This window comes from Paenibacillus sp. LRG-1 (genome assembly GCF_057220305.1).
The window spans coordinates 5,546,340-5,562,189 of the sequence record NZ_CM170126.1; the positions used below are offsets into that span (position 1 = coordinate 5,546,340).

11 protein-coding genes and 1 pseudogene are annotated in these 15,850 nt (G+C 45.8%); 3 read left to right on the forward strand and 9 right to left on the reverse strand.

Features of this window, described 5'->3' with window-relative positions:
* Window positions 1–11 precede the first annotated feature (11 nt).
* Window positions 12–1,748, reverse strand: coding sequence for a motility associated factor glycosyltransferase family protein (locus tag ACUUJN_RS24550; RefSeq protein WP_279833623.1), 1,737 nt, complete (start codon window positions 1,746–1,748; stop codon window positions 12–14).
* A 602-nt stretch (window positions 1,749–2,350) separates the two neighbouring features.
* On the opposite strand from ACUUJN_RS24550, the pseudogene ACUUJN_RS24555 reads away from it, so the two are divergent.
* Window positions 2,351–3,573, forward strand: a pseudogene (locus tag ACUUJN_RS24555) (MFS transporter).
* A 183-nt stretch (window positions 3,574–3,756) separates the two neighbouring features.
* On the opposite strand, the gene ACUUJN_RS24560 reads toward ACUUJN_RS24555, so the two are convergent.
* On the reverse strand, window positions 3,757–5,436 hold the full coding sequence (locus ACUUJN_RS24560) for a glutamine--tRNA ligase/YqeY domain fusion protein (RefSeq protein WP_023990741.1): 1,680 nt from the start codon (window positions 5,434–5,436) through the stop codon (window positions 3,757–3,759).
* Between the two features lie 207 nt (window positions 5,437–5,643).
* Here ACUUJN_RS24560 and ACUUJN_RS24565 point away from each other — a divergent pair, with 207 nt between their 5' ends.
* Window positions 5,644–6,369, forward strand: a complete 726-nt coding sequence (locus ACUUJN_RS24565) for a copper amine oxidase (RefSeq protein ID WP_484669015.1) — start codon at window positions 5,644–5,646, stop codon at window positions 6,367–6,369.
* Window positions 6,370–6,453: 84 nt separating this feature from the next.
* Window positions 6,454–7,002: a GNAT family N-acetyltransferase gene (locus tag ACUUJN_RS24570; RefSeq protein ID WP_028540721.1), complete on the forward strand. Its 549-nt coding sequence runs from the start codon at window positions 6,454–6,456 to the stop codon at window positions 7,000–7,002.
* A gap of 97 nt (window positions 7,003–7,099) precedes the next feature.
* On the opposite strand, the gene ACUUJN_RS24575 is transcribed toward ACUUJN_RS24570, so the two are convergent.
* The 7 genes from ACUUJN_RS24575 to ACUUJN_RS24605 all read right to left on the reverse strand — a co-directional run bounded on the left by ACUUJN_RS24575 (window position 7,100) and on the right by ACUUJN_RS24605 (window position 15,844).
* Complete coding sequence (locus ACUUJN_RS24575) at window positions 7,100–7,594, reverse strand: GNAT family N-acetyltransferase (protein WP_484669016.1); 495 nt, start codon at window positions 7,592–7,594, stop codon at window positions 7,100–7,102.
* Window positions 7,595–7,698: 104 nt separating this feature from the next.
* Window positions 7,699–8,949: an MFS transporter gene (locus tag ACUUJN_RS24580; RefSeq protein ID WP_484669017.1), complete on the reverse strand. Its 1,251-nt coding sequence runs from the start codon at window positions 8,947–8,949 to the stop codon at window positions 7,699–7,701.
* Window positions 8,950–8,995: 46 nt separating this feature from the next.
* The gene (locus tag ACUUJN_RS24585; RefSeq protein WP_076295256.1) at window positions 8,996–11,128 is read right to left on the reverse strand and encodes a molybdopterin-containing oxidoreductase family protein; all 2,133 of its coding nucleotides are present in this window, start codon (window positions 11,126–11,128) and stop codon (window positions 8,996–8,998) included.
* 373 nt (window positions 11,129–11,501) lie between these two features.
* Complete coding sequence (locus tag ACUUJN_RS24590) at window positions 11,502–12,335, reverse strand: formate/nitrite transporter family protein (protein ID WP_023990747.1); 834 nt, start codon at window positions 12,333–12,335, stop codon at window positions 11,502–11,504.
* A gap of 388 nt (window positions 12,336–12,723) precedes the next feature.
* Window positions 12,724–14,085, reverse strand: coding sequence for an FAD-dependent oxidoreductase (locus ACUUJN_RS24595; RefSeq protein WP_484669018.1), 1,362 nt, complete (start codon window positions 14,083–14,085; stop codon window positions 12,724–12,726).
* A gap of 391 nt (window positions 14,086–14,476) precedes the next feature.
* Window positions 14,477–14,953, reverse strand: a complete 477-nt coding sequence (locus tag ACUUJN_RS24600; RefSeq protein WP_076295255.1) for a glutathione peroxidase — start codon at window positions 14,951–14,953, stop codon at window positions 14,477–14,479.
* A gap of 87 nt (window positions 14,954–15,040) precedes the next feature.
* Complete coding sequence (locus ACUUJN_RS24605) at window positions 15,041–15,844, reverse strand: hypothetical protein (RefSeq protein WP_484669019.1); 804 nt, start codon at window positions 15,842–15,844, stop codon at window positions 15,041–15,043.
* Between the last annotated feature and the right edge of the window lie 6 nt (window positions 15,845–15,850).

Genomic DNA, 15,850 nt, shown 5'->3' on the forward strand with positions numbered 1-15,850 from the left:
CTCCTTTTTATCTAGATGTGAATGGAACGGTGAAATTCATGGATCTCATTCTTGATTTCCATATATTCCTGCTGGCATTTCCATATGAAATCACCGAAGTACAGCAGAATTTGCTCCCCTCTGATCAGAGGATTCCTACTGCTCTGAATGGCGCCCATTTTACTGTACAAAAACTCATACCGCATACGATGGCGAGGCAGAACATATATTTTGAAAAAACAATTACCTAATAATGAGGCAAATAAGTCATCAAACTGTCCAAAGGACACGTTCAGCATATTGGCCTGCTTCAGACTGAGCTTATGTTTGATGCCGAGCAAAGCATGATGAATCTGTTCCATAATGGCTTGAAAAACCTCTTCATCCCGCTGAAGCTCTTCAATCCGTGACCTCAGAAACGAGAGATCGTATTCCGAATTGCTGCTGGTTTGCAGCCATGAATCGTCAATAGCACCTTTTAACCGCGTCTGGATTACCTCTTTCAAGTTCTGAAAAGATGTTCCTTTAATAACAGCGCCTTCACGCGTTGTGTTTATAAATTCAGTTCCCTTCACTGTACTAATGTAAAACTCCATCTCTGTTTTCATTTTGATAAAAGAATGTCGTGTAACTACCTGTTCGCCATGAACGCCCTGTACACGCGGCAAATCGGCACTAGCTGGAACACCTTGGGCATGAGTAATCCCCTCAGCATAATATTGTTCATCCCGATAAGCTAAATTTTGCCCTACCAACACAACAGGGTCTGCTTTCATATGGATCAGACATTGGAGTGCAATGACCGCTACTGAAGGAGCATCGTTAATAATCGTTGGTTTATTTCCCTCCGGTGTACGCAATACGTGTTTGGAGAGTTCATCCTGAGAAATGATGATATGCATAAGACGACCTGGATAATGATCGAGTGTGTGTTTACCGACCGTACTGCCGAAAATAAGTGGAATTGAATCAATTCGTTTGTCGATCACCTTTTGAATTACATTTACGTTGTGTTCGTTCGGGTCATAACTGAACGTGCCGTGCGGATAAATGCCATGCTCCACCAGCGTGTTCACTGCCGATCCTACTGTAAACAGATAAGCAAGATTATTCTCACGAATATGTCGCAGGTGCTCAATTTCGTCGTTAAGCGAAGGGCCAGCGGATATTACTAAGGCTGGCTTACCCCTAATATGCTCTGAGCCCGCCTGCAGAAAATCCGAACTATGTAAAATATAAGGTAAATTATGAATACTGTTTAATGCCCATTTTTTTTCGTACACGTTATTGATAGCCATTTTGTCCTTCTTGTTAGAGACCATTTTATACAATATTTCATTAAACTTCTTCAGTTCCGCAGCAAATAAGGAGCGATACGGGAGCCATGGAACAACTAGCACTCCAGATACACGGTCGATCAACCTATGCAGTGTACCGATTGTCTCTCCTGTCATTCCTCCTACCATAACCTCTTCGATCATCTCATCAGCCAGCCAATCGTTTTCATTCAGATGCTGCAAAAAAATATTCATCAAACCAGTGTCGGGCTCGACAATGGAGAAGCTGGTATTCGGGTACTTGCGTAGAAATTCACGAATATGATACCCAAGTCCTACACCAAAAAAGATCACGTGCGCTTGAGGTTTAACCTTGTTAAAACCCAAAACAAATAATTCTGCTTCCCGCCCAGGCTGCTCAGGATCATGCAAATAATATGATTGTCCCTCACGAGTCAGTATTACATTGGGCTCGTTGGTTTCAGAAGTCACCAACTCACCTCCTTCTCCTGCCTGAAGCAAAAGAAGCCGAGGAAATCGGCGGTACAAGGAATTGTCTCTATGATGCTGTAATGCCATTTTCCATCCCTTTCCACCCGATATTTCATAAAACCAACTATACAGGCCAGTCGATTAAACCTATATCATTTCTTATGAAGCATAGTATTCTGATTTTATGTAATATCTGCGACAATGTATTTTTATTCAGAAAAAATAATCCTAAATTCTCCTGATTATGGATTAAGTATCGGCTATTCTATGTATAAACTTTAGGTCTTAAGAACCTATTTATAAATAAAGATTTTGTAACTAACCAAACATTTACTTGAACTAACCATATATAGTCTTAAACCCTGTAGTTCGTCTACATGTCGCCCCTTGGAGCAACAAAAACAATAACTAGTAAAATAGCGAAATAATCATTAAGTTTGCTTAAACCAATATCAAATTAGTATCTTCAAATATTTATTACATAATTGTTAATTTATTGGTTTGTTAACCCTTTCAACACATGATACATTGGAATAAGAACCTTCCCACAGATCGGCATCGATGCGTAGTTCTCTATCGGGCTAAGAAAGGAATGGCTTGTCTTGCAAAAGAGAGAAATTCAAGAGACTCCTCTATATTCCTTAAAACTGTATAATTTTTTTCTATATGGAGCTATGGTCATTTTCTCCAGCTTCTTCCCGCTGTACCTGCAAGATATCGGCATGGACAAGCTGGAGATCGGGAGTCTGATGGCCATCGGACCTTTTGTATCCGTATTCGCGAACCCTTTTTGGGGCTATACAAGCGACCGGAGCCGTAACCTCCGACGTATTCTGCTATTTATGATTATAGGTACCTTGTTATTGCTGCAAGCTTTATTTCATGTCCATACGTATATCATGATTTATGTGTCGATGATTGGTTTTTATTTTTTCCAAAGCCCTTTATTTGCGCAAAGCAACAGCCTAATTCTCAGCTATATTGAGGGCACAGACCGGAAATTTGGTTCATTCCGTATATGGGGTTCCTTCGGTTGGGCTGTGACAGCAGCAGTTGCCGGCATAGTTATTGACCAAACGGGGATATCCAGCATATCCACCATCTTTACGGTACTTCTTCTGGCTGCATTGATCTGCACCTTGTCGATTCCACCACTGAAAAGCACTGTGGAGACAGCAACTATTCATTTGCGTGGCTTTGGCAGCGTTTTAATGAACGGATACTTTATATCCTTTATTTTATTGGGCATCCTTGTATCCATCCCGAATTCGATCAACAGCGCCTTTATGTCCCTGTACATCACCGAGCTGGGCGGGTCCAAACAGATGCTTGGTTTTGCCGTTTTTATGTCATCGGTATTCGAAATTATTGTCTTTTTGCTGTTTGATCGCTTCTTGAAGAAAAAAATGACTGTGATGGTCGGCTGTTTGGCACTCGTCAGTTTGCTGTTTGCCTTACGTTGGGAACTGATGGCTCTGGCCACAGACCCGATTCAGATTGTGTTCATTCAGGCTCTTCATTGCGTCACCTTCGGTGGATACTTCTATGTAGGCACCCAATTGACCGTCCTGTTCACCCCTGCAGCTTACCGATCATCCGGACAGGCCGTATATACTTTGACCTGGAGTGGTATATCCGGTATCGTAGCAGGTTTTGCGGGAGGTTGGCTATTCCAGAACTTTGGCGGAGAAATGATGTACCATGCAGGGGTCTTCTTTGCCCTACTTGGCTCTGCGGGCTTCGCTATCATGTGGTATATGCTGTACAAGAACGGTTATCAGCCAGGACTGCCAGCGGGCACAAACGAATAGAAGAAGCCCCTTAACAACACTAGAGGAATGAGGTATCCCCTTCCCTTCTGGCTTGTTAGCAAAGGCAATAGAGTATCGTCAAGTCAATGATCATGTATAAAGAGCGTGCATGCGTAAAATAAAGGAGTCTGCCGACGGCAGACTCCTTTTCAACTTGGTCGCACGAAGCTACCATCTCTCCCACACTTTCCAACAACCTATTGCTTAGGCAATTGGAAAGAGCTTTTCAACGATACAACACGGTTAAATACAGGCTCACCCGGTTTGGAAAGCTTCGGATCGACACTGAAATAACCATGACGGAAAAATTGGAACTTGTCCTGCGATTGAGCTTCTTTCATGTTCGGCTCGACATAGCCATGAGCAATTTCCAAAGAGTTCGGATTCAATTGGTCAAGGAATGTTTTTTCCGATGCATCCTCTTCAATCTCTTCCGTGACCTCTGCGTTAATCAAAGGCTCATACAAACGGAATTCGGCAGGTACAGCCTGAGTAGCCTCCACCCAGTGGATCGTGCCTTTCACTTTACGTCCTGTAAAGCCTGATCCGCTCTTGGTTTCTACATCATAGGTACAGTGAATCTCCGTTACATTTCCGTCCGCATCCTTAATCACATCGTTGCATTTAATGAAGTAAGCATGTTTGAGACGCACTTCATTACCAGGGAACAAACGGAAGTATTTGCTCGGCGGATTTTCCATGAAGTCCTCACGCTCGATATAAATTTCACGGGAAAATGGAATTTGGCGTGTACCAAGTTCAGGGTTTTCAGTATTGTTTTCCGCCTCCAGCATTTCAACTTGTCCTTCAGGATAGTTTGTGATAACCACCTTCAACGGATCTATGACTGCCATGGTGCGGGGTGCCTTAAGCTTCAAATCCTCACGTACAAAATGCTCCAGCACCTGCAAATCAATGACTCCGTAGGCTTTGGAAATGCCTGTCTCATATACGAAGCTGCGGATGGCCTCAGGCGTATAGCCGCGACGACGTAAACCGGATATCGTCGGCATACGCGGATCATCCCAACCATCTACATGCTTTTCATCCACCAGAAGCTTGAGCTTACGTTTGCTGGTTACGGTTTGAGCCAGGTTCAGCCGTCCAAATTCGTATTGATGCGGTACCTTTTCCATCTCGCATTCAGCTACAACCCAATCGTACAGCGGGCGCTGATCTTCGAACTCCAGCGAACAGAGCGAGTGCGTTACTCCCTCAATCGCATCTTCCAGCGGATGAGCATAGGAGTACATTGGATAGATGCACCATGTGTCGCCTGTATTGTGATGTGCTGTGTGTGAAATGCGGTAAATAACCGGATCACGTAAATTAATGTTTCCTGAAGCCATATCAATTTTGGCACGCAGCACCTTTTCACCATTTTGGTATTTGCCTGCACGCATCTCTTCAAACAGCTTCAGATTGTCTTCAACACTTCGATCCCGATAAGGGCTATTTTGCCCCGGTTCGGTCAGTGTGCCACGAGTTTCGCGGATTTGGTCCGCGCTTTGGTCATCCACGTAGGCTTTACCCTTTTGGATCAGCAGGATGGCACGCTTGTACATTTCTTCAAAATAATTGGAGGCAAAATGTTTTTCCTCCCATTCATAACCGAGCCACTTCACGTCCTCTTGAATGGAGTTCACGTATTCCGTGTCTTCCTTCGCCGGATTGGTGTCGTCAAAACGCAGATTTGTGCGTCCTCCGAATTCATCTCCTAACGAGAAGTTGATCCAGATAGCTTTGGCATGTCCAATATGCAAATATCCGTTTGGTTCAGGCGGAAATCGTGTAACAACCTCCTTTACCTTACCCGTACGTAGATCCTCTTCAATAACATTTTTAATAAAATTGGGGGGAGTGATCGGCTTCTCCACGCTAATCAACCTTTCTTCCGTATAATCTGTGTAAAACCTGTTCCCTTAAATATACCCTTTCACACCGCATAACTCAATAAAATGAAAATCCTTATGCTCTCTTCAGCAAAAAAAGTGACAAGTTATGAAAAAGAGTTAACATTTTCGGCAAATAAATTCGTTATAGTGTATATATCTTTTATTTTGTCCGGAAAAGGAGACCCACCCGTGTTTAAGCTGCTCATTGTGATCCTGCTGTCTATGCTTTTGTCCTCTTCCGTCATGACTTCCGGTCATCCTTCATCGGACCCGGTGAACGAAACCGTACAATCTCGTCCGCTAGCCAGCGCTCCAGAAGACCCCTCCGTCCATTTATATGCCGTGAATCCGTCACAGGGACTATTCCATTCGGCTGTACTGAAAATCGGTCAGCAACGCCGCACATTCCGATGGTCGGGCTCGGCAGATATCTCCACCGCACCACAATTATATTACAGGGATGTGAACGGGGATGGTGTCCGTGAAGCCGTCGTGATCCTCACGCGTGCCTCGGGAACGGGTGTCGAATTGCAGGAGTTGCATATTGTTAACGCACGCACGATGGAAGAATATGCGGTCGAATCGGCAGCAGATGCTGTGTCCCAGCGCGTACACAGCTCAGTGGAGCTACGTGATCACGACCGCCAGGTCCATATTGCTGTTACGATTGACGGTGCTACACATACGATGGACCCTAAAGCATCAGTATTTTACGATGATCCAGCCCAATTTACAAAGCATCTCGATTTTAGCTCTGTCGTAATGTATGATGCCGAACAACTTCCTCTGCAAGCCACTGTATCTGGCAGTGTATCCCCAAGCGAATTTGTAGGGGATTTGGATCTGAAATATGTATACGAGCATGAACGGTTCCGGGTGGGACCTATAGAATTTGAAGCTTCCTCTCCCTTTTGACGACTCTCGCAGAATAAGGTAGCATGGGATTAAATGCTAGACTGGCTGGTTTAGCGATTTTCCGAGTGAAAGAGGGGATCAATCATGTTTACATATGCGTTGGACGAACGCACAGTCCTTCGGCCGCTCACCAAGGAGCATGTGCAGCCTCTGTTTGAGCTGATCGAAATGTCCCGTGACCGCCTGCGTCAATGGCTTCCATGGGTAGACTCTACCACGGAAATCAGCCACACAGAGCAGTTCGTGCAGGGCGCCTTGAAACAAGCCGCAGAGAACGGTAGTCTGACCGCCGGAATTTGGATAGACAACGAGCTTGCTGGCATCATCAGCTACCATGAGATCAATTGGACTCACCGCTCCGTTAGCATCGGATACTGGCTTGGACACGGGTACGAAGGACAAGGTCTTATGACCAGCGCCTGCCGCGTATTCGTTGAATATGCTTTGATGGAGCTGGACTTGCATCGGGTCGAAATCCGTTGCGCAACTACGAACCGCCGCAGCCGCGGTATTCCAGAACGTTTGGGCTTTGTGCTCGAAGGCATTGTGCGCGAAGCGGAATTGCTGCCCGACGGCTACATGAACCACGCAGTGTATGGTATGCTCCAAAATGAATGGAAGCAACTTCGGTAATATTGATGTACAACAACGCCGCAGACCTGATCAGGTCTGCGGCGTTGTTTGTTTAGGCCGGGCATAAAACCGAATATTACTGTCTGTAGCCTCCCGCCTATTTTAAGAAATAGGCCATTAACACATCATCCACGAATTGGCCTGCTATGTAAAACTCCTCATGCAAACGTCCTTCAATCGCGAAACCGCTTTTTTCATAAAACATAAGGGCTTCCGTGTTGCATGAGAGTACACGCAAACTCAACTTGCGTATGCCCTCGGCAGCTGCAATGTCCTTCATGGAGTTCATGAGCGCCGTCCCAATACCTTTACGATGATAAGCTGGATGTACAGCTATATTTATTTCGAGTACATGACAATTACTAGCCAACAGCGTTGGAGAACGAAATCCAATATACCCGCAGAGTACTTCCTGTTCGATGGCGACCAGTTGAGAGCCTGGAGGCGTATTGCGCAGAAACTCTCCGCGCGACTTCCAGGACAGCGAAGCGGGAGCCGTGCGTTCATTCCATACCAATTCATCCAGCGCAATCAGATCAGAAGCATCCTTCATCTCCGAATGACGTATTGTCAAGGGTTGACTTGTAAACAATTCCTTTCAATCCTTCCTGTGAAGGCTTTCCTGAAGCAATAACTACAACCATTCGTCACTTATTGTACCATAATTACAGCATATTACTGCACTTTTATTAGGACTTAAGAACTGGGAGCATCCACCTTGGACGTCGTAGGATCCAAAGTATCCGAATGATGCCGGAAACGGTTCAACCAGCTATGCAGGACGAAAAACAGGATCGACAACACCGCTACGCCTGATGCCAGCCAAAGTGTAGGCGGTAACCCACCGCCATCATACAACTTCCCCATAATATAAGGCCCCATTACCCGTCCGGCTGCGCCAATACCCCCCACAAGCCCAATGTAAAAGGGTGCACCCCGACCTCCATGATCAGACAGGAATGCTGGAACCGCAGGTGCAATCAGCATTTCTCCCAGGGTCGCCAGAACCATAGCGAATATCATCCCAGTATAGTTCTGTGTGCCCAGCATGACAATATAAGCCGCCAAATAAAATCCTCCGGCCCATGTCATTTGCGCTGAAGCGTGATGAGCGTACAGTCGTTTTATCCAAAAAATAATGGGTTGTGCGGCAAAAATAAGGATACCATTCAGTGTCCATAGTAACCCATACATCGTTTTAGGCAAGCCCTGCTCAATAATATGGGGAGACACTCCTGTATTCCAGATCGAATTGCCGAACCATAAAAAAAGCGAGCCTACCCCCACAAAGAGATACAATCTGGTATCACGAAACAGCAAACGAGCTGGTATTTCCTCTCTTTTCTTCACGGACTTGCTGAGCTGTACTTCTCCCTCTTCTCGATCTACCCTGCTTAGATAAGACCAGAAGAACCCGGCAAATACCGCAGAAGTCACCCCGTTCATCACAAAGCTGAGCTGATAGGAAAGGTCAGCCAGAACGCCACTCAATCCCGTACCCACTGCAACCCCAATATTGTTAGCGACATAAATAATATTAAACAGCTCTCCACGACGGTCAGCGAAACGAAAACCTACAAAGGCCTGAATCGCAGGCACAGATACGACATTAAAAAAGCCGATAAAGCCCATCATGATGACAAACGCTACCCAATGACCACTGGTAAATGGAAGCGTGAGAAGTCCCAGCGCGTTCATCGCCAGTGAGCCAACAATCAATTTTTTGGCTCCAATACGATGATAGAGGGCTCCGCCCAGCACTTGACCAAAAATTCCGCCCAGAGACTGCACTAAAATCGCAATCCCTGCATCTCCCATACTACGGTTCAGTTCGTCAAACACATACATGCTAACCAACGGCCACATCAGGGAACTTCCAGCAGAATTAATCAGGCTAGCAACGAGAAACACTTTCACTTCTTTCGGATAAGACTCCAACCATTTCATATCTTTTGTTTCTCCTTTTGCATCTGACGCCATAAATGGCATTATCTCATTGGGGCTTCACATTCACCACCGTTGAGAAGAAAGTAGCCCCCTGTCCCATATCCGACAGCCGATCAGAGGTTAACACATTGGCACGCTGTCTGCGTCCTTTGCCTTCCCACCATAATCCCTGGCTAATCACTGTACCTGGCAGCATCAGATCGGTGACTTTGGCTTTCAGCTCATACGTCCCCCGATCATTCCATACGGTAACCGGTTCCCCATCCGCGATGCCTCTTGTCTGAGCATCCTCCGGGTGAATTTGTAGCAAGGGCTCCCGCTCCAGCCGCTGATGCTTGGGTAAGTTAGCGAAAGTAGAATTCAGAAAATTATGGTTTGGCGGTGAAATAAACATTAATGGAAACCGCTCGTCCGCTTGCGGTCGATGCTCTCCATCATACCCCTCAATCAGCGGCACATATGAAGGCATCGCGGGCAGACCTGCTTGTTTCATTTTTTCCGAATATAGCTCAATCTTGCCTGAAGGCGTGGTTAGACGATCCAAATAAGTGGCCTTTGGCGACATATCAAGCTTTACAAAAGGTGACTTCTTTAAGGCTTCCAAGGTTACACCGTTGAGATAAGGGTTCGTTGGATTATCCAGCGCGCCTGCGATCATGTCCGCTTCACTTTCCGTAAAGGCAGCTTCGTCAAAGCCCATAGCCCGTCCGAGCAGGCTAAACAGCTCATAATTGCTTTTGCTTTCCCCGAGTGGAGCAATGACGGGTTCCTGCATCTGGACATAGTGATGCCAGTAGGATTTATATAGGTCTGTACCCTCAAAGGAAGACGCTGCAGGCAGCACAATATCGGCATAACGGGCCGTATCCGTAAGAAACAGGTCATGTACGACTGTGAACAAATCCTCTCGTTCAAATCCTTCAGTCACCCGTTCCGAATCGGGAGCTACAACTACCGGGTTACTGCAGTATACAAATAACGCCTTAATCGGCTGTTCCTTCTGTAGCAGCGCTTCTCCGATCCGGTTCATGTTGATCACCCGGGCATCCGGGTTCTGTCGCAGATCAGGACGCGCCAGATTGGCGCCGTTAAACTTGCCATAAGCGCCATTAGAGCGTGATGCTCCCCCGCCGTGCTTCAGCCATTGTCCAGTGAGCGCAGGCAAGCATGTAACCGCACGTACGTTCATACCGCCATTATCATGATGCTGAAGCCCATTACCTATATTGATATACGCTGCTCGCGCAGTTCCGTACATTTCCGCTAAACGGATAATATCTGCTTCCGGCACGCCGGTAATCCGCGAAACTCGCTCTGGTGTATATGTCTTAACATGCTCGCGCAGTTCCTCATGGCCTACCGTGTAGCGATGTAAAAATTCGTCGTCCGTCAGTCCCTGAGCGAACAGCACATTCATAACACCCAGCGCGAGCGCCGTATCCGTCCCCGGATATAACGGAATGAACCAATCCGCCCATTGCGCCGTCCGGTTGCGATGAACGTCAATAACGACCACCTTAGCACCCTTTTTACGTGCCTTCTCAGCCAAAACGACCTGATGCATGTTGGTGCTAATGACATTTCCACCCCACACAATAATGAGGTCTGCATCCTCCGTGTCCTCCGGGCTGGTGCCGCCCTTAAAGCCCATAACGGATGCCCAGCCTTCATTCCCAGCCACGCTGCAAATCGTCTGATCCAGTTGGCTTGAACCCAGCGCATTAAAAAATCGGCGATCCATTCCATCCACACTCAATACGCCCATATTGCCATAAAAGCTGTAGGGGAGAATAGATTCCGATCCGTCCGTACGTATCAGCTCCTTGAATCGACCTGTAATGGTATCGACCGCTTCCTCCCAGCTAATTCGTTCAAACTTCCCTTCTCCTTTGGGGCCTATACGTTTCAACGGATAGAGCACCCGATCAGGATCATATACCCGCTCCGTCATATTGCGAACTTTGTTACAAATAGCGCCTTTGGTAATAGGATGATCCGGGTTCCCAGTGACCTTGACTATCTTTCCATTTTCCTTGTGAAGCAGGAGCCCACACGTATCCGGGCAATCTAACGGGCATACAGCCGGAAAAATACCGTCCTGCTGCTCCGTCATCCGCTGTCCCCTCTGTAAGTCTTGTTGAAGCGTGGCCTCAGGAGGCGCGCTATTGCGATGATCCATAGTGTTGATGCTCCTTTCCGTTACCGTTTCCAAAAATTACACTGATCTTATCATATCCACAGCTTTGGCCTATGGCAAGAGAAGGATTTTCCCACACAGCCGCTCTCCAAAATATTAAAAAAATCCGTCTGCTGCATAGAGCAAAACGGATTTTTTTAAGAATCATAATTTTTTTCGACATCCTGTTTCATCATATCTTACCGAGGGTAAAAGAGATCAAGGCATTATGGGACGAGAGCACACTCATCCTCCATGCCAAATCATGGACCACTCCCAAAAAAATCCGCCATGACAGGTTTCGTTCCCCCGGGCCTGTCATGGCGGATTTGCTTTGTTTATTGCTGTTTAAAGTGCCGTAATTAAGCAGGGTCACTCAACGGATTTGATGTGCAACCGAAGAAGTGGTTGGAGATTCATTCACTGGATGTGCGTTGGCTTGAGGCTTTTTCAAATAGGCCAACCAGTAGGCTCCAGCCACAAACAGGCTACCTCCTACCAAATTTCCCAGCCAGACCGGAATGAAGTTCATAACATAATCTGCCCATGAAAAGTGGCCTGCAAAAATAGCCGCCGGAATGAGAAACATATTGGCAACAACGTGCTGAAATCCAATAGCGACAAAGGCCATGGTCGGGAACCAAATCCCCATAATTTTGCCGCCAATTGAGTCTGTGCTATAAGCCAGCCATACAGCCAGTGCTACGAGCCAGTTACATCCTATACCCGATATAAAAGACTGCAAAAAGCTTTCATGTAGCTTATGTCCTGCCATATCCACCACTTTGTCCAGGTAAGGGCCCGTTTCTGTCAAACCCAGCACATGGCCAAAGAAAAATGCAACGAATAACGCACCCGCAAAATTACTGAGCGTAATAATCGCCAAATTACGAAGCATGGCCCCTGTCTTAATCCGTCCTGCCCATCTCGCCAAAGGAACCGCCATCATATTGCCGGTCAGCAATTCTCCGCCGGCGATCAAAACTAATACCAGACCTACAGGGAACACCGCAGCTCCAATAAAGGTGGCAATGCTTCCCCATTCTTTAGGCGCACTTGCAATAACACGTATATCCAGCAAAAACCCGAGTGCAATAAATGCACCTGCCAAAAATCCCAGTACCACCGCCACAGTCCACGGGTTGTTCGCCTTGGCCACTCCTGTTTCCACCGTCTTTTCGGCAATTTGCCCCGGTTTATAGCTCGCCATATGTCCCCGCTCCTTTAATATCTTTTCACTAAAATGTTCTTCTTTCATATTTTATTTAAAATCAGTGATTATGTTTGTGAAAAAAATCACTTTATCAAGCATTAAAAAAACAGCCCTTGGAAAAAGGACTGTCTTTTCTGTATTATTACATCTACTGCGCTACTACGCGCTTTGCATTTAGTTGTATTCTTCCTTTTCAACTGCTCTCAAGAACCAAATAACTCCACCGAGGCCTACCAGCGCTACGACTACAAGAAAAAGGATATAAAACAAATCCATAAGCTACTTACCCCCTAATCCTTATGCTACTCTATATTGTACTATAAGGATTCGTCCATACGTCTCAGATTGTTGACAAACTTATGAACAATGTCACAGACAAACCGAATTATACAGTAACTGGGTTCCGTTCGGATATTGTAGGCAATGCTTGTAAACCTGCTGCGTTCAGGAAATTCCAAGGCTTGTTATAATGTGGCTGGAAGAAGAAATCGACAAAGGCCAACTGGTCAATGGTCATATGATTTTGAATGGCTACGGATAGCGTGTTAATGGATTGCGTCAAATCCACCTTCGACATAATTTGTGCCCCCAAAATTCTCCGTGTCTCCTGCTCATATACCACTTTCAGTAATACCTTTTCGGAGGTTGGCATAAATTCAGGCCGGTAGCTGTCTTCAATGGTTACAGCTTCTACAGTCATGCCTTCGTCCGTTGCCGCCGCTTCCGTCATGCCTGTTCCTGCAATATTGTCTTCGTAAATTTTGATACCCGAAGTTCCTTGGGTTCCCATGTAGGCAATGGTTGGTTGTACCAGATTACGTGCTACCAGCGTACCCATACGAACTGCGTTGGTTGCCAAAGGGATATAAGCCGTTTTGCCTGTCGGATTATAGCGGATTGCACAGCTGTCACCTGCTGCAAACACGTCCGGGCAGCTACTTTGCATATAGTTATCCACAATGATCGCACCGTTAGGCAACATATCTACCTGACCTTTGAGCAGATCCGTTTGAGGTCGGAAACCGATGCAGAGAATAACAAGCTCTGTTTCATATTCTCCTTTAGAGGTCACGACTTTACTTACCTTACCGTTCGTACCCTCAAAACGACTCACCGTCTCGCCAAGTACCAGCTTAATGCCATGTTCCTTCAGGGAACTTTCAATCCGGTCTGTATACTCATGGTCCAAATACTTATTCAATATACGATCAGCACTGTCGATCAGTGTTACATTTTTACCGTTCATTTGGAAAGCTTCTACCAGTTCAACACCAATGTATCCAGCTCCGACGACTGTAATGTTCTGTACATGCTGGGCTTTCTCAATGATATCATTCGAATGATTATAGTTTTTACAGAGCAAAATATGATCAAGTTCAATGCCTTCCAGCTTCGGAATAATAGGCCATGATCCTGTGGTCACAATTAATTTATCAAATGTGTCTGTAAATTCTTCACCTGTTTGGAGATTACGTGCATGCAGCGTCTTGCCTGCCGTATCCACACTCGTTACCTCATGAAGCATCTTGGTCTCTACACCCAAGTCAGCCAGTTTATCTGGAGACGAATAAAACAGTCCGTGCGGATCTTTGACGACACCACCTACGTACAGCGCAATACCACAAGATAAGAATGAAATATTATCATTACGCTCATAAACGGTAATTTCGGCATCTGGATAACATTTAGCTGTGTTGACGATAGCTGCCGTGCCTGCGTGTGTACATCCGATAACTGCTACTTTCATGTTAAATTCCTCCTTGGTGTGTGGGCATAAAATGTATAATAATTGTGAATAGTTTCACGTAAACAGCTCGTTTGCGTTTGTGATTTATTTCACTTCATGCACTTATTATAGTGTGATATTTTTCACATTACAATAGCTTTTTAAGATATTCACAATTTGTCCACATTTAAAAAAGAAAGGATATACGAGTTCAGTCGTTTGCTGAAATGTTTCTTTGCTCCATCCAGTTTTCCCTGTAAGCCTCCTGATTATGCCCTTGGAATCGACCTTCACATGATGCAACACACCTTAAACAAATGCATATGTAGAGAACAAAAAAGGTCCGTTTCCCGGAGACATTCCGGAAATCAGACCCTTTTTAAACATATACGTTGGAATTAAAGCGAAGCTACTATAGCAATTGCTCAATAGCTGCTTTCATCGCTTCTGGTGACTCCTTCGGTTCAAAACGACCCACAGGTACACCTTCACGATTCACAATGAATTTCGTGAAATTCCACTGAATTGTCCCATCTTCCTGTTCTCCAGGCTGTTGCTGTTTTAAATATTCAAACAGAGGCGCTGTATCCGGTCCGTTGACGTCCACTTTGGCGAATATCGGGAAACTAACCCCATAATTCAATTGGCAAAATTCAGCCGCTTCCTCGCTGCTGCCCGGCTCCTGACCGCCAAATTGGTTGCAAGGAAATCCTAATACAACTAATCCCCGATCCTTATATTCGTCATAAAGCTTTTGCAAATCCCCATATTGCGGGGTAAGTCCACATTTACTGGCGGTATTCGCAATAACCAGCACCTTACCGGTGTAAGTATCCAGAGAAACCTCCTGATTCGCTGGTGTTACGGCATTATGTGAATAGACAGACATACAGCATCCTCCTTCGTGTCGCTTGGTTTAGGTTACATAACCTATTTTAACCAAAACGTGACGGACATGCCAACATCCACAGTGACTTTACCGTGATGCCATCACTTCGAGTCTGCGTTCTTCGCGTTCGGAAGCGGACATTTTTGGGCAAGCATAACAATACCGCTGGCCTCCACCTGTCTTGTAATATTGGCAACAGGACGGTTTCATGTAGGTATTTTCACCGGGGCGGTAAGGATTGTCCAATTCAATGAGACGAACCGTAAACGGATTTCTTTTACGCCCGAATACCTCTCCCTCCAGCTCACGTGTCACATACATATAATCTTGTTCAAAGTGCTCCACATCCTGAGGATCAGTCAACGATGGCTGTACTCTATCCTTAAAATACAGCAATGTCAACGGAAACTGTCCCCACATTTGCCCAATAGATGCGCTCCCCACTGCAGCTATTGCCTCCAATATGGGCCGCATCTGCAAACTGTAAAAGTCACGTAACACTTGCTGAGCCTGTTCGGAAGAATGGTCATCCCCATTGTTCCGCGTATTGTCCAGCTCTGTTAGGTCGATGACCTGGAGGCTAATAGAGGGATATTGACCTTCATAACAAATATGAAATCTGAGATTAGAAACGGACAGATCCAAACGGCGTTCACACAGTGACACCATAAAATGCTGTGCAAACACGAGACCACGCAACTGGTTCACAAAATAAACAGCTGCGGTCAAATCGTCTTCAGCACGCAGAAGATCGCTATAGTACTCCATTACAGAGCGGAGCTTCTCTGGTTCAAGCCATTCGGCCACTGGGCCGGAATATACTGCATCCTCCGGCGTGACTCTCACTATTTTCGCTAATTGCTCAAGCTGATTGTAATCCAGTGGTCTCATGGTATG